This window comes from Noviherbaspirillum autotrophicum (assembly GCF_000818395.1).
GTDB classification, from domain to species: Bacteria; Pseudomonadota; Gammaproteobacteria; order Burkholderiales; family Burkholderiaceae_D; genus Noviherbaspirillum; species Noviherbaspirillum autotrophicum.
Genome location: NZ_JWJG01000028.1, coordinates 2740433 through 2755862, shown reverse-complemented (window position 1 = coordinate 2755862; position 15430 = coordinate 2740433). Strand labels below are relative to the sequence as shown.

General features: G+C 55.4%; 12 protein-coding genes, 2 rRNA genes and 2 pseudogenes. 6 read left to right on the top strand and 10 right to left on the bottom strand.

Annotation, left to right across the window (positions count from 1 at the left end; genetic code table 11):
- Nucleotides 1-49: 49 nt before the first annotated feature.
- From ccoG to TSA66_RS13900, 4 genes are all read left to right on the top strand, one after another.
- Complete coding sequence (ccoG, locus tag TSA66_RS13915) at nucleotides 50-1447, top strand: cytochrome c oxidase accessory protein CcoG (RefSeq protein ID WP_040038579.1); 1398 nt, start codon at nucleotides 50-52, stop codon at nucleotides 1445-1447.
- A 46-nt stretch (nucleotides 1448-1493) separates the two neighbouring features.
- Complete coding sequence (locus TSA66_RS13910) at nucleotides 1494-2141, top strand: cytochrome c oxidase subunit 3 family protein (protein WP_198358648.1); 648 nt, start codon at nucleotides 1494-1496, stop codon at nucleotides 2139-2141.
- A gap of 3 nt (nucleotides 2142-2144) precedes the next feature.
- Nucleotides 2145-2414: a hypothetical protein gene (locus tag TSA66_RS13905; RefSeq protein WP_040038580.1), complete on the top strand. Its 270-nt coding sequence runs from the start codon at nucleotides 2145-2147 to the stop codon at nucleotides 2412-2414.
- Nucleotides 2415-2555: 141 nt separating this feature from the next.
- The gene (locus TSA66_RS13900) at nucleotides 2556-2747 is read left to right on the top strand and encodes a DUF2970 domain-containing protein (protein ID WP_040038581.1); all 192 of its coding nucleotides are present in this window, start codon (nucleotides 2556-2558) and stop codon (nucleotides 2745-2747) included.
- A 267-nt stretch (nucleotides 2748-3014) separates the two neighbouring features.
- Here TSA66_RS13900 and TSA66_RS13895 read toward each other — a convergent pair whose 3' ends face one another.
- The 4 genes and pseudogenes from TSA66_RS13895 to TSA66_RS26230 form a co-directional block, all read right to left on the bottom strand.
- Nucleotides 3015-3731, bottom strand: a complete 717-nt coding sequence (locus tag TSA66_RS13895) for an LrgB family protein (protein WP_040038582.1) — start codon at nucleotides 3729-3731, stop codon at nucleotides 3015-3017.
- On the bottom strand, nucleotides 3728-4060 hold the full coding sequence (locus TSA66_RS13890) for a CidA/LrgA family protein (protein ID WP_040038583.1): 333 nt from the start codon (nucleotides 4058-4060) through the stop codon (nucleotides 3728-3730). The genes TSA66_RS13895 and TSA66_RS13890 overlap by 4 nt, the downstream gene beginning before the upstream one ends.
- On the bottom strand, nucleotides 4057-5136 hold the full coding sequence (hisC, locus tag TSA66_RS13885) for a histidinol-phosphate transaminase (RefSeq protein ID WP_040038584.1): 1080 nt from the start codon (nucleotides 5134-5136) through the stop codon (nucleotides 4057-4059). The genes TSA66_RS13890 and hisC overlap by 4 nt, the downstream gene beginning before the upstream one ends.
- 138 nt (nucleotides 5137-5274) lie before the next feature.
- Nucleotides 5275-5409 (bottom strand): annotated as a pseudogene (locus tag TSA66_RS26230) (cytochrome ubiquinol oxidase subunit I); the annotation flags it as partial.
- A gap of 284 nt (nucleotides 5410-5693) precedes the next feature.
- Between TSA66_RS26230 and TSA66_RS13880 the strand changes: the two are divergent.
- Both TSA66_RS13880 and TSA66_RS13875 read left to right on the top strand, forming a co-directional pair.
- Nucleotides 5694-7124: an aminotransferase-like domain-containing protein gene (locus tag TSA66_RS13880; RefSeq protein WP_040038586.1), complete on the top strand. Its 1431-nt coding sequence runs from the start codon at nucleotides 5694-5696 to the stop codon at nucleotides 7122-7124.
- Nucleotides 7125-7487: 363 nt separating this feature from the next.
- Complete coding sequence (locus TSA66_RS13875; RefSeq protein WP_052451974.1) at nucleotides 7488-9149, top strand: sensor domain-containing protein; 1662 nt, start codon at nucleotides 7488-7490, stop codon at nucleotides 9147-9149.
- Between the two features lie 110 nt (nucleotides 9150-9259).
- On the opposite strand, the pseudogene TSA66_RS26950 reads toward TSA66_RS13875, so the two are convergent.
- From TSA66_RS26950 to TSA66_RS13850, 6 genes and pseudogenes are all read right to left on the bottom strand, one after another.
- Nucleotides 9260-9410 (bottom strand): annotated as a pseudogene (locus TSA66_RS26950) (IS5/IS1182 family transposase); the annotation flags it as partial.
- Between the two features lie 146 nt (nucleotides 9411-9556).
- Nucleotides 9557-11128, bottom strand: coding sequence for an IS66 family transposase (tnpC, locus tag TSA66_RS13870; RefSeq protein ID WP_040039297.1), 1572 nt, complete (start codon nucleotides 11126-11128; stop codon nucleotides 9557-9559).
- A 31-nt stretch (nucleotides 11129-11159) separates the two neighbouring features.
- Nucleotides 11160-11510: an IS66 family insertion sequence element accessory protein TnpB gene (tnpB, locus tag TSA66_RS13865; protein WP_040038456.1), complete on the bottom strand. Its 351-nt coding sequence runs from the start codon at nucleotides 11508-11510 to the stop codon at nucleotides 11160-11162.
- Nucleotides 11486-11911 (bottom strand): IS66-like element accessory protein TnpA, encoded by a 426-nt coding sequence (gene tnpA / locus TSA66_RS13860; protein ID WP_040038455.1) that lies wholly within the window; start codon nucleotides 11909-11911, stop codon nucleotides 11486-11488. The genes tnpB and tnpA overlap by 25 nt, the downstream gene beginning before the upstream one ends.
- A gap of 198 nt (nucleotides 11912-12109) precedes the next feature.
- Nucleotides 12110-12222: ribosomal RNA gene (rrf, locus tag TSA66_RS13855) — 5S ribosomal RNA — on the bottom strand.
- Nucleotides 12223-12368: 146 nt separating this feature from the next.
- Nucleotides 12369-15244 (bottom strand): 23S ribosomal RNA (locus tag TSA66_RS13850).
- Nucleotides 15245-15430 lie beyond the last annotated feature (186 nt).

Genomic DNA, 15430 nt, shown 5'->3' with positions numbered 1-15430 from the left:
ATAACCGGCCTTTGAGCCCGTCTCCATCCCGATCAAGCGAATAACGATCATGAGCCAATCCGCCCAGACAGTGTCAGTTGTGAAGATGTATGCGCCACGCGAGCAGATCTATGCGAGAGCGGCGAACGGTGTGTATGCAAACTGGCGCTGGGCCTGCGTCTGGCTGACGCAACTCATCTTCTACGGGTTGCCATGGCTATCATGGAATGGGCGCCAAGCCGTGCTGTTCGATCTCGCGGCGCGCAAGTTTTATCTGTTCGGCATTGTGCTTTGGCCGCAGGATCTCATCTACCTGGCCTTGCTGCTGATTATCGCTGCCTTTTCGCTCTTTCTGTTTACTGCGGTGGCCGGTCGCGTCTGGTGCGGGTTCTCATGCCCACAGACGGTATATACGGAGATATTCATGTGGTTCGAGCGCAAGATCGAGGGGGAGCGCAGTGCCCGCATGCGCCTGGACCGGCAACCGTGGTCAATCGCCAAGTTTTCAAGGAAGGCGTCCAAGCACGCGGCCTGGGGGCTGTTTGCGTTATGGACGGGATTTACCTTGGTTGCCTACTTCACGCCGGCTCGCACGCTCGCGCTCGAGGCTGCCACTTTGGCGCTCGGGCCTTGGCAGTCGTTCTGGATTCTGTTCTATGGCTTCGCGACCTATGGCAACGCCGGTTGGCTGCGCGAACAGGTCTGCCGCTACATGTGCCCGTACGCGCGCTTCCAGAGTTCGATGTTTGATCCGGACACGCTCATTGTCAGCTACGACCAGAAGCGCGGCGAGCCGCGCAACGCACTTGCGAAGGCCACCGCAAAGAACCTGGCCTCGGGTTCGTGCATCGATTGTTCACTGTGCGTCCAAGTCTGTCCGACCGGGATTGATATTCGCAATGGCCTCCAGTCCGACTGCATCGGATGCGCCGCTTGTGTGGACGCCTGCAATTCGGTGATGGACAAGATTGGTGCCGCGCGTGGCTTGATTCGTTTCACGACGGAGAATGCCTTGCGCAACAATCTCGCTCCCAAACAGATTGCACGGCGCGTCCTGCGCCCGCGCGTGCTCATCTACACAGGCATTCTCGTACTAGTCATGAGCGCGTTCTGGGTCTCGCTGCTTACCCGGACGCCCCTGAAAATGGATGTCATTCGCGACCGCGGTGCAATGGGGCGCGAGGTGGAGGAGGGCATGATCGAAAATGCATTCCGTCTCCAGATCATGAGCACCGACGAGCATCCGCACCGCTACAAGATTTCGGTCACTGGAATTGAGGGCATTTCCCTGGTGACGCAGGACGAGGTTCAACTGCAGGGGGCGGAATCGCGCGCGGTCCCGGTGACGGTTCACATTCCCAAGGATAAGGGAAAGGCGGGATCCAACACGGTGACATTCGGCTTGCAAGCGCAGGATGACGTGCAGCTTCAGGTGAAAGAAAAGGCCGTGTTTTTCGTGCCACGATAAGCCCCTCATTATCGATATTCAAGCTGTAACATAAAGGACGTTCAAGATGATGATGGAAGCGACTTACGCTCCCGCGCATGCGGCGGCAGATGCGGAGCACTCCCCGAAGCCTACGTCGGAAGCCATTACGCGGCAGCTGGCGGGGCGCATACCAGGAAACAAGGGGATATGGGTTGGTATTACCTGCGAATTCGTCGAGTTCGCCCTGATGTTTTCGGTGTACTTCATCGCCAGGTATCACTACCCGGAGGCGTTTCGGAAGGGGCCGGAGCTGATCTGGACCACGGCCGGCGCTGTGAACACGCTCATCATGGTGACGAGCAGCTTTTTCGTGGCCTGTTCGCTCGCCTCCGTCAAGAATGCGCAACTTCGCCGCGCCAGGTTCTGGCTGGCGGCAGCCATCGTGACGGCACTGGGTTACCCCGTGGTCAAGCTGCTGGAAGTCGACTGGAACCTGGCGCACGGCATCGATGGCAAGGCCGGGATTTTCTACACGGTCTACTACTACCTGACGTTCAACCATCTGGTGCATGCGTGTTGGGGCATATTGGGCATGTGCTGGGCATTTTTCAGGTTGTCGACCAAGGCTTACTCCGCAGAGCAGCACGACGGCCTGGAAGCGCTGGCATGCTACTGGCACGCAACCGACATTATCTGGTTGGTCCTTTTCCCGTTGTTTTACGTATTGGCTTGAACGATGAATCAAACCACAAAAAAATCGCTGCCGGTGCCGGCCTGGCTGGCACTGCTCGCGCTCACCGGCATCAGCCTGCTATTGGGGCAGAAGGTTGGCCATGCTTCGTGGATGCCTTTCGTCGTCGCCGCCGTTATGTGGCTCAAGGGAACCGTGGTGACCCGCTATTTTCTGGAATCGCGCTCCGCGCATCCGTTCATCGCCTGGCTGCTGCGCGGTTTCGTGGCCATCGCGCCTGTCGCATTGCTGCTCACCACGCTGCTCCAAAAATAGTCGGCGCATCAGCAGTTCTGAAATGAGAATGCACATGAACGCCAGTAAAACCTTCTGACCGATGTACCGGCGTTGTCGCGCATAACGGATAGGTGTCTAACTTCTCCTTGTAGCAGCCAAATACCACACAGGACCTCCGACATGTCAACCAAGCGCTCCTTTTTCTCTACGATAAATGCCGTGGCATGGTCCTTTGTTGGCCTGCGCAGGAGAAAAGATTTTGAGCAGGATGTAGGCAGGTTAAACCCGCTATACGTCGTTCTTGCCGGCTTGATCGGCGGCGCGACATTTATTGCGATTCTTATGGCGGTCGTGCACTTGGTCGTTCATTAACAGCCTGTTTGGGTAGGTCGATAACCATAAAAGCTGGTGTCTTCCTTTCCTGGCATCGGCTTGGCTGCCAGCCTCACTCCGGTTATCGACCTACCCACACAGGCTGTTAGCCACTTGCCAGAGCCGCCTTGATTTGCGCTGATTGATTTTCCGGGAGGCGAATCGCAATATCGGCGACTGGCAAGACAGCCGGCAGTCATGATCGTCCCGTGGTGGATTTGTTGCCGCCGGCGAGCTCCAACCGGCGCGTGCGGCCGATTAAATGACCTATCGCGCCTGAATAAGGAATGGCAGGACAAAGGCGGTGAGCATGCCGGCCAGCCCCATTGCGAGGCCGGCGAATGCCCCCATCTCCTGGCTTATCTGCAGCGCCCTTGATGTTCCTATGCCATGCGCTGCCACACCAAGCGCGAAGCCGCCTGCATCCGCATCAGGAATCTTCATCCCGCGCAGAACGATCTGTGCTACACAGGTGCCAAAGATCCCGGTAAGCATCACCAGTGCGGATGTCAGAGAAGGGGAGCCGCCGATCTTTTCGGTGACACTCATTGCGATAGGCATTGTGACCGATTTTGCTGCCAGGGATAAAACCGTTGGACGGGACGCTCCAAGTAATGCGCCCGTTCCCATCGCAATCGCAACGGAGGCGGCGGAACCGGCCGCGGCAGCGAAGAGAAGCGCAAGCCAGTTGCGCCTGATCGCCTTCACTTGGCGGTATAGCGGAACCGCGAGGGTAACGGTGGCCGGTCCCAGCAGGAAGTGGATGAACCGGACACCGTTGAAATACGTCTGGTATGGCGTTCCGGTGAACTTTAGCACTGCCACGAGGATTGCCACGGATACGACCACAGGATGAAGCAATGGGTTGAATCCAGCCCTAGCGTAAATGGCGAGCGCCTGTTGATACACAAGCAATGTCGCCAGTAGCCATAGCAGTGGTGAGGCCGCTAGAAAATTCAATAAAGAAGTCGGAGAAGTCGTCATTTTCTTAAGCGGCGAACAACGAACGCCGTAATCGCTATCGATGCGACTGTGCTTGTTGTCAACGCAACCGTAATGGGAAGCCATTCATTGGCAATGCGCTCCATATGCAACATGATGCCGACGGCCGCCGGGACAAACAGCAAAGTCATGTAACCAAGGAACCGAGTTGAGAATGTCAGCAGGCTTTTATCTTCCGTGTCTCGGGCCAGCAGATAGAAAAACAGGAACAGCATGCCGATGACGGCTCCTGGTATGGGGAGCGAGAGCTCGTATGCGACTGCCTCTCCCAGGGCCTGGAACATGAGGATCTTTATGACGCTATTCATCATTCGAAGGCGCTCTTCTGTTTGCCCACCATGTCGCTTAACGCATCGACCAATCGCGCACATTCCGTTGCCGTTCCGACAGTTACACGAAGATATTGATTAATGCGAGGCTGCGCAAAATGCCGTACGAAGATAGACATTTCGCGCAGGGGTTTTGCGAGTAGGGGCGCTTCCACAGCCGGGTGGCGCATGAATACGAAGTTCGCGATGGATGGCAGCACTTCAAAGCCCATCGCAGAAAGTTTCTGTACCAACGCGTCCCGAGTCGTCATGATTGCAATGCGGTTCGTTTGAAAATATTTCTCGTCGTTATAGGATGCGATGGCAGCGGCGATCGCAACGCGGTCAAGAGGGTAAGCGTTAAAGGAGTTCTTGACGCAATTTAATGCCTCGATGAGGCCCACATGCCCGACGGCGAATCCGATACGCAGCCCCGCAAGCGACCTGGACTTCGAGAAGGTCCGGATGACCAACAGGTTGGAATAGCGATGAATCAGCGGTATGGCGGATTCGCCGCCGAAATCGATGTAGGCTTCATCAACCACGACGACTGCGTGAGGATGAGCTGCAACCAGGTCTTCAACCGCGACCAAGGGCAGTCCTATCCCTGTCGGCGCATTCGGATTCGGAAAAATGATTCCACCACAATGCTGGTCATAATCCTTCGTATTGATTTCCATGGAGTCCGATAGAGGAATCTCACGCAATCCGATGCCATACAACTTGCAGTAGACGCGATAAAAGCTATACGTCACATCGGGAAACAATAGCGGCGCATCATGTTTTAGCAGCGCGAGGAAGGCCAGGGCGAGCACTTCGTCCGATCCGTTACCGACAAAGATCTCGTCGGGAGATACGCCGTGGTAACGCGCGAGGACTTCCTTTAGGGCGGCCGCGTTCGGATCGGGATAGAGCCGCAGGCTATCCGTGGCGGCTTCTTGAATGGCAGAAAGCGCCAGCGGCGAAGGCCCGAACGGGCTTTCGTTCGTGTTCAGCTTGACGACATGTTCACCTGCCGGCTGCTCGCCCGGGGAGTAGGGTGTCAAATTCCCTACGCCTGGGCTCCAGTATCGATTCATCTTCGTGTTGATTGAGCGTGTTTGAGCGGGCTGTTTGAGGGAAGGACTGTGCTGCGAACAAATTCCCTCATTTACTGGAAATCGGGAGGGCTACGGGTATTGACTTGCCTTTGATCTGGGCGGCGATACCTCTTGCCAGGTGCGCGGCAAGCACGCTTCCAGCTCAGACAGGTAACAGGTGAGGCCGATGGTAATGACAGGAAAAACGATGTGATAGGAAATGGTGAACCCGAATTGAATTCGGGCGAGTTCAAGCGCGGTCGAGCCCAGCATAGTCATTCCCTCAAGTTCTTTACCAATCGGAAAAACGAGATCGGCGCCATTGAGTATGCTCCAAAGTGTTGTTGAATAACAGGATCAGGGACGGCTTTAAAAACCAGATCAGAGCCATCTTGATTATTCAAAAAATTCGTTCCTGTACCTGTACTTTCTAACGAGTGCTATGGTGAAATACAACAGCAGCAACGTGATACGGAGCAGAATGTCTTTGTGTTTGCTTACCGTATCAGATGTCATGCCTCAAGAAAGTTTATTTCAGCGCTTAACCCAAGGTCTTTATGAAACGCTATGAAGCACTTGCCGAGGAAATTGCTCAGTCCATTCGCACCGGGGTGATGAAACTAGGCGATCGTCTCCCTTCAGTTCGGCAGGCAAGCACGAGCCGCGGGGTCAGCCCCTCGACAGTCTTTGAGGCGTATTACCTGTTGGAAGCGCGGGGGCTGATACGCGCACGCGAGCGGTCCGGATATTACGTGACCGCAGGGGCAAAATCGCTTCCGCCCGAACCCGACATTTCTTCCCAGCCAAGCGGGGATTCGACTAACGTTGACGTCAGCCAGCTGGTTTTTGATGTGCTTGAGTCGCTCAAGACACGTGACGTGATTCCGTTTGGCTCTGCCTTTCCGAGCCCGTTGCTGTTCCCGCTGCAGCGGCTCGCACGTTCGATGGCGAGCAGCGTGCAGGAGATGGACCCGTGGAGCACGGTGGATGATCTGACGCCGGGAAATGCGGCATTGCGTCGTCAAATCGCTTTGCGCTACCTCGCTGACGGCCTGCATATCCACACCGATGAAATCGTGATTACCAATGGTGCGCTGGAAGCGCTGAATTTATGTCTTCAGGCGGTCACCCGCCCGGGCGATTGCGTGCTCATTGAATCTCCAACCTTTTATGCAGCACTCCAGGCGCTGGAACGCGTTGGGCTGAAGGCAATCGAGGTGCCGACGCACCCGCGGGAAGGTGTCGACCTTGAAGCGATGGCGCTAGCTTTGGAACGTCACAAACCGAAGGCATGCTGGTTGATGACGAACTTCCAGAATCCGCTGGGTAGCCTGATGTCAGATGAAAAAAAGCAGGCACTGGTTGAGCTGCTGACCTCCCATGATGTGCCGTTAATCGAGGATGACGTCTACGGTGAGCTTTATTTTGGAAGCAAGCGTCCCATTTCCGCAAAAGCGTTCGACACGAAGGGGTTGGTGATGCATTGCGCCTCCTTCTCGAAATGTTTGGCGCCGGGCTACCGGATAGGCTGGGCAGTGCCAGGGCGATTTACCCAGCGCGTGGCTCGCTTAAAGGTCACGACGACGCTGTCCGCCTCGGCGCCGGCACAGGCGGCGCTTGCCGACTACCTGGCCAAAGGTGGATACGACAAGCATTTGCGCCAATTGCGCCACGCGTTATCCGTGCAACAAAGCGCAATGGTGCAAGCCGTTGTGCGTCATTTCCCCAAGGGCACAAAAGCGACTCGCCCAAGCGGTGGGTATTTCTTGTGGATAGAGCTGCCGGGCAAAATCAATACGCTTGAAGTGCACAGGCAAGCGTTCTCACTGGGAATCAGCATCGCGCCGGGACCGATGTTTTCCGCGCACCGCGGATTTGCGAATTGCCTTCGTCTTAACTATGGACATCCGTGGGATGAGCGAACGGAGGCAGCGTTAACCACGCTCGGTCGCTTGATTGCTGCAAATATGGAAGCAAAAAGAGAATGATCTCAATTTGCTATCGCACGCATACCTTGCAGGCAGCATACGCACGTTTCAGAACCTTGCTTAAGCGGTCTATGTATGAGTAGACGCTTTGCCATTCACTACTTTTTAGCTCGGCTGATTGAAGCCTATGCGTATCTAATAAGGAAAGAACATCGATTGCGCCTTCAAGGTTCTCCAAAAGTTTAATCATCCCAGATATAGAGCAGGACGCAGGTCGAGAAAGAACCAGAGGACGCCCGTTGACACTGAGAATTAGCTCTTTAGAAAAAACAGGTGGGACGTGAGGGAAAGTTGCATTTTAGTAGCGAAAGTCGTTCCGTTCGATTATCCTTAAATTTCAAATTGTTATTATCGAAAGCGCCCATGGACGCCCGCACCATCTTCGCAGAGCGTGAGTTTCTGAATCGAGGTGCCAGGGATATCGTCAACGCGATTCCGGCAGCCTTTTTCGTTAAGGATCGTTTAAGCAGGATCATCCTGATGAACCGCGCATGCGAGGAGCAGTGGGGGATCGCGTTTGACGACTTATACGGGACCGATGGCAGCGGATTCTTTCCCCCGGACCAGATGGAACACTTCCTCGAAATGGACCGTCATGTGTGGGCCAGTCGAACTGCGGTCGACTTCGAAGAGAGCTATTGGAACGAGTCCCTCAAGGAAAATCGCGTTGGCAACACCTCGAAAAGGCCTGTTTTCGATGACGATGGAACGCCGCTCTATCTTATCTGCATAACGATTGATGTCACAGTCCAGAAGCATGCCGACGCAAAAGTGCGTGCAAGCGACGCCATGTTGCGAGGCCTCTTTCAATCTGCCCCGGTTGGGATTGTGCTGACGGATTGTGATGGTCGCTTTCTTGAATTCAACCGGGCGTTTGAGCTAATCACCGGGCACACCGCAGACGAGCTCCATGCCCTCGACTACCGGTCGCTCACTCCTCCGGAATATGATGCAGAGGATGAGGTGCAGCTTGAGTCGCTTGAGCGTAGTGGCAGCTACGGTCCGTATAAAAAAGAGTACCTGCGGAAGGACGGCGAGCGGACTCCGGTGAGATTGACCGGCGTACAAATTCCTGGACCTGGCACCCAGCCCTGCGTCTGGTCGCTTGTCGAGGATATTACCAATGCCAGAAAGCTGGACGAATCCATGAAGCTCGCTTCATTGATTTACCTGTCGAGCAATGAAGGCATCATGGTGACCGACGAAGAAAACCGGATTCTTGACGTCAATCCCGCATTCACCCGCATCACTGGATATCAACTGGACGAGATCAAGGGCAAGAACCCGAAGTTGATGCAGTCCGGACTGCACAACAAGGAGTTCTACGTTCAGTTCTGGTATTCGCTTAACAAAAACGGGTGCTGGCAGGGCGAAATGTGGGATCACCACAAGGACGGGCATTTGCTCGGAAAATGGCTGAACGTCAGCATAATCCGTAGCGCCGACGGCCGCGTTTACCGCTATGTTGCACAGTTCTCGAACATTACCGAAAGACGCCAGCAGGATGAATTGATCTGGCATCAGGCCAACTACGATCAATTGACGGACATCCCGAACAGGCGGCTGTTTCTCGACCGCTTGGAACATGAACTAAAGAAGGCAAAGCGCACCGGCTTGCCGCTTGCAATCCTGTTCATCGATCTCGACAACTTCAAGGAAATCAACGACAAGCTTGGCCACGACAAGGGGGACTTGTTGTTAAAAGAGGCAGTTCGGCGAATTCAACGCCTAATTCGCGGAACCGACACGTTCGCACGTTTAGGTGGAGACGAGTTCACCATCATTATCCCGGAATATGGTGGCAAGGAAACAGTTGATCGTATTGCGACAGAAATCGTTCAGGACCTGCGTAGCGCATTCGAACTTGGGGGCGTTCAGGGGAAGGTATCGGCCAGCATTGGTATTACTGTGTATCCGTCCGATTCCGACAATCTCCAATCGCTTGTCAAACATGCGGACGAAGCGATGTATGTTGCAAAGATGCGCGGGCGAGACCGGTTCGTGTATTTCTCCGATACCTTGTAGCGCAGGCACTGAACTTACTGAATGCCCTCGGTGAAGACACATGATTGCCAGGCAAAAGAAATGGACTTATGAAATAAAAATAAAAAGCGAATCCTTTCCATATTTCCAGCCTATTTCGATAGGGCGAACCGCCATGTAATGAGGCCACAAGCGAACTGCAGCATCGCCAGGTATGTGTCTGCACGCTTTTCCCATCGCACCAGCAGTCGGCGAAACCGGTTCAGTCAGCTGTTTGTTCCCTACCACCCAGCGGTGAGCACGGACTGTTGACGTTCACCGGAAGTTGACCCACTTTGGAGTGCCGTGGCCGAATGTATCAGTAAACCGCGTCTACAAGTTGTCGATTGGATGTAAGCGATCCATGACGGACGTCCCTTGTCGGATAGTCTCGCGTGTTGTTAGCGCGATTACAACCGAGTCGTCGGGAGGGAGATTTTCCAGGGCAGCAGCGCCTCGTAATCATCGGCCGTAGTTGCCAGAGGCAGCGCGCGGAGCAGTTTGATCAGGTAGGCGTACGGATTGACGTTATTGGCCTTGCAGGTCTCGATGATGGAATACAGATTGGCGCTGGCAGTAGCGCCGCCGACGGTGTCCGCAAACAGCCAGCCCTTTCGCCCGATCACGAAGGGACGGATCGCGTTTTCGCACTGGTTGTTGTCAATCGGCCAGAGGCCGTTCTCGATGTAGCGCGTCAGTTTGGACCACTGCCCACTCAGATAGGCAAGAGCACGGCCGAGCTTGCTGTTGGGCGTGACGATCGGCTGATACGTCAGCAGCAGGCGCTCGATGTGCTTGAGCACATGGGCGCTGTAGCGGGCGCGCAGCCGTTGTCGGTGGGCCGCGTCGGCGTGCCTGGCTCGGGCCTCGGCGGCATAGAGCTTGCCGATGGCTGCAATGAATTGCGTGGCAGGCTGCTGCGGTGTGCGCGACTCTTTCGGCAGCACGTCCTCGGCCTCGATGAAGTAGCGTCGACAATGGACCCAGCATCCGAGGTGCACCAGACCATGGGTCGCCGCGATGGCGTTGTAGACCTCATAGCCATCCGTCATCAGCACTGCGCCTTTGGCCATGCCGGCATAGAGTTTGAGCGCATGGCTGGTTCCCCGACCGGGAGAGTAGCCGAACAAGCGCACCGGCGGTCCCGTGCCATTCATCTGCGCCCACAGATAGCTTTGGGTCTGCGGCGAGCGGCCCGGTTCCTTGAGCACCTGCAGTTCCGTCTCGTCGCCGTACACCAGCTCGGATTCCAGCAGCACGTCGCGCAGCAGGTTGATGATCGGCTGCACTGCCTGACCAACGCGCACCACGCTGGCGGCCAGCGTGGTGCGCGACAGGTCGCCGCCAAAGCGGCGCAGCAAGGCCGCTTGCCGATACAGCGGCAAGCCATCCTGATACTTCGCCGTCACGATCCACGCCAGCGCCGCTTCGGTCAGCAGGCCCTTGGGGATGACGCGCGCTGCGGCAGGCGTGACCTTGATGCCGCCATCGCAGCACGGGCAGGCGTACTTGATGCGCTGATGCTGGATCACGCGTACCTGCTGGGGAATGATGTCGAGCTGTTCGCTGATCTCGGCACCGATTTCGATCAGGACGCTGCCGTCATGCGGGCAAATACGCTCGGATTCGGGCAGCTCGTGACGCACGACGTCGCGCGGTAGCGCGGGATCGAGCGGCTTGCGGCCACCACGCTTTTTGCGCAGATGGCTCGCCACTTCAACGCCTGGCTCGTCCTCTTTGGCAGGCTCAGCGGAGGCAGTCGGCGCCAGGGTCTCGGCCTCGTTAAAGAACAGATCCTTTTGCCCGGCACTGCGTGCTTCGCTGCGTGCCGCATACAGCTTGTGCAGATACGCCTGCACGCGTTCCTTGAGCAGGCCCCGCTCGAGCGTCACGACCCGCAGCTCACCGCGCAACGCGTCACGCTCCTGCGCTGCCTGGCGCAACGCTTCCAGTTCCTCGGCCGTGATCATGACGTTTTGCATGGACTTTTTGACAACGCTCTGCCGCCCCGGTTCACGCCGTGCGACGGTAATGGCGCACAGGATGGCCGCGCATGGCTTCCAGGTCGATCCCATCGAGCAGCCATTGCAGCTGCTCGACGCTGAGCTCGACCACCGCTGACGCTTTCGGCCAGACGAAGCGGTCCGCTTCCAGCCGCTTGAACAGAAGCCAGAATCCGGTGCGATCCCACAGCAGCAGTTTGATGCGGTCGCGCCGCTTATTGCTGAAGACGTAGACCGCCCGAGCAAAGGGATCGAGCCCGAGGCCTTGTTCGACCAGCGCAGCCAGGCCATTGATGTTCTTGCGGCCGTCCACCGGCTCGCGGTGCAGGAATACCTTCAGAGCCGGGTCGAGACGGAACATGGCAGTGTGCACAGCAGGCGCAACAAGCACGACAGCTCATCTTCGCCATGCCCACTCAGACAAATCTCGATGCCGTTGGGCAGCCGCACTCGTAACCCGGACTCTGTGGGCTTGCTGCAGGAGCCCGCCGGCACGACCGGTATGAATGGAGGCGGTGAAGGCGCGACAGACTGTGATGTCGCAACAGGAGATTGCTCCTGTTTCTGCAGGTGCAGGCTGATCCACTTGCGCAGCAGGTTCGCGTTGATGCCATGCTTGAGCGCCACGCGCGCCACTGACACGCCTGGCTTGAGGCATGTCTGGACCAGCTCGGCCTTCGCCTGTTTGTCATATCGCCGGCGTCCATCCCGCTTGCTGCCGACAACCAGCCGCTGCAACAGCTCTGAGTCATGCTCTGCCATAGGTGTCCACCTCCATGTAGGTGGACATATCCTGACTGCTCAAACTCCGCGATTCAAGACGCCGATGATGGATCGCTTACCTCGATTTGAGTGCCCCGTGTTGCTGCAGATGCGTTTTTGATCGGGGCAGGCAAAAGGCGGGGTGCAAAGCAAAACGCCCCCAGCAAGGGGATGCTGGGGGCGTTTTAGGAGTAACTAGCCTGACGATAACCTACTTTCACACTGGTTGCAGCACTATCATCGGCGCGAAGTCGTTTCACGGTCCTGTTCGGGATGGGAAGGGGTGGTACCAACTCGCTATGGTCATCAGGCATAACTTGTAGTGTTGCTTGAGGCCGGTGCACTGGCGCATCAAACAACGCAATCTGGGAAGAAGCAGTAGGGGTACTACATATATTGGCGGGTGTGATGCTCAATCGAGTCACACGCTACTCTTGCCTATACCTGCTAAGGTTATAGGGACAAGCCGCACGGGCAATTAGTATCAGTTAGCTTAACGCATTACTGCGCTTCCACACCTGACCTATCAACGTCCTGGTCTCGAACGACCCTTTAGGGGAATCAAGTTCCCGGGAAGTCTCATCTTGAGGCAAGTTTCCCGCTTAGATGCTTTCAGCGGTTATCTCTTCCGAACTTAGCTACCCGGCAATGCCACTGGCGTGACAACCGGTACACCAGAGGTTCGTCCACTCCGGTCCTCTCGTACTAGGAGCAGCCCCCCTCAAACTTCCAACGCCCACGGCAGATAGGGACCAAACTGTCTCACGACGTTTTAAACCCAGCTCACGTACCACTTTAAATGGCGAACAGCCATACCCTTGGGACCGGCTACAGCCCCAGGATGTGATGAGCCGACATCGAGGTGCCAAACTCCCCCGTCGATATGAACTCTTGGGAGGAATCAGCCTGTTATCCCCAGAGTACCTTTTATCCGTTGAGCGATGGCCCTTCCATACAGAACCACCGGATCACTATGTCCTACTTTCGTACCTGCTCGACTTGTCAGTCTCGCAGTTAAGCACGCTTATGCCATTGCACTATTAGCACGATGTCCGACCGTACCTAGCGTACCTTCGAACTCCTCCGTTACACTTTGGGAGGAGACCGCCCCAGTCAAACTGCCTACCATGCACTGTCCCCGACCCGGATAACGGGCCAAGGTTAGAACCTCAAACAAACCAGGGTGGTATTTCAAGGTTGGCTCCACGGCAACTGGCGTCACCGCTTCAAAGCCTCCCACCTATCCTACACAGATTGGTTCAAAGTCCAATGCAAAGCTACAGTAAAGGTTCATGGGGTCTTTCCGTCTAGCCGCGGGTAGATTGCATCATCACAAACACTTCAACTTCGCTGAGTCTCGGGAGGAGACAGTGTGGCCATCGTTACGCCATTCGTGCAGGTCGGAACTTACCCGACAAGGAATTTCGCTACCTTAGGACCGTTATAGTTACGGCCGCCGTTTACTGGGACTTCAATCAAGAGCTTGCACCCCATCATTTAATCTTCCAGCACCGGGCAGGCGTCACACCCTATACGTCCACTTTCGTGTTTGCAGAGTGCTGTGTTTTTATTAAACAGTCGCAGCCACCAGTTTATTGCAACCCCTTCACCCTCCTGGCGCAGGCCAGTCAAGCTACAAGGGCGTACCTTATCCCGAAGTTACGGTACCAATTTGCCGAGTTCCTTCTCCCGAGTTCTCTCAAGCGCCTTAGAATACTCATCTCGCCCACCTGTGTCGGTTTGCGGTACGGTCTCGTATGACTGAAGCTTAGAGGCTTTTCTTGGAACCACTTCCGATTGCTTCGCGGCATAAAGCCGCTCGTCCCAACCCCTTGAATTACGCCAGCGGATTTGCCTACTGGCCTTCTTTGAGTTAGGAACCGGGACATCCAACACCCGGACAACCTTCCGCGATCCGTCCCCCCATCGCATCACACGACGGTGCAGGAATATTAACCTGCTTCCCATCAGCTACGCATCTCTGCCTCGCCTTAGGGGCCGACTCACCCTGCTCCGATGAACGTTGAACAGGAAACCTTGGGCTTACGGCGTGCGGGCTTTTCACCCGCATTATCGCTACTCATGTCAGCATTCGCACTTCTGATACCTCCAGCATCCTTTACAAGACACCTTCGCAGGCTTACAGAACGCTCTCCTACCATCTGCATTACTGCAGATCCGCAGCTTCGGTGACTGGCTTAGCCCCGTTACATCTTCCGCGCAGGACGACTCGATCAGTGAGCTATTACGCTTTCTTTAAAGGATGGCTGCTTCTAAGCCAACCTCCTGACTGTTTTAGCCTTCCCACTTCGTTTTCCACTTAGCCAATCTTGGGGACCTTAGCTGGCGGTCTGGGTTGTTTCCCTCTTGACGTCGGACGTTAGCACCCGGCGTCTGTCTCCCAAGCTCGCACTCATCGGTATTCGGAGTTTGCAATGGTTTGGTAAGTCGCGATGACCCCCTAGCCATAACAGTGCTCTACCCCCGATGGTGATACTTGAGGCACTACCTAAATAGTTTTCGGAGAGAACCAGCTATTTCCAGATTTGTTTAGCCTTTCACCCCTATCCACAGCTCATCCCCTAGTTTTTCAACACTAGTGGGTTCGGACCTCCAGTGCGTGTTACCGCACCTTCATCCTGGCCATGGATAGATCATCTGGTTTCGGGTCTACACCCAGCGACTGAACGCCCTATTCGGACTCGCTTTCGCTACGCCTTCCCTACACGGTTAAGCTTGCCACTGAATGTAAGTCGCTGACCCATTATACAAAAGGTACGCAGTCACCCCTTGCGAGGCTCCTACTGTTTGTATGCACACGGTTTCAGGATCTATTTCACTCCCCTTCCGGGGTTCTTTTCGCCTTTCCCTCACGGTACTGGTTCACTATCGGTCGATATCGAGTATTTAGCCTTGGAGGATGGTCCCCCCATGTTCAGACAGGGTTTCACGTGCCCCGCCCTACTTGTCGCAAGCTTAGTTCCACAATCCAGATTTCGCATACGGGGCTATCACCCGCTATGGCTGCACTTTCCAGAGCATTTTGCTATCTCGACTGCTAAATCTTGCAGGCTGTTCCCATTTCGCTCGCCACTACTTTGGGAATCTCGGTTGATTTCTTTTCCTGTAGCTACTTAGATGTTTCAGTTCGCCACGTTCGCTTCACACACCTATGTATTCAGTGTGAGATGACCCAAAGGGCCGGGTTTCCCCATTCGGAAATCTGCGGATCAAAGCTTGTTTGCCAGCTCCCCGCAGCTTATCGCAGGCTACAACGTCCTTCATCGCCTGATATCGCCAAGGCATCCACCATGTGCACTTATTCGCTTGTCCCTATAACGTTAGCTTCTCTTGCGAGAAACGCTATAGAGCTTGAGTTTGCGTGCCGTATTCCAGACTCTCGTTGTTACGAGAACTCTTTCATACTATTGATTGATACAATCACAACCCACCAGTCTTCACCAACACGTCATCACAACGCATCAGCTCCAACTGATAAATCTTTACTACTTCTTCCAG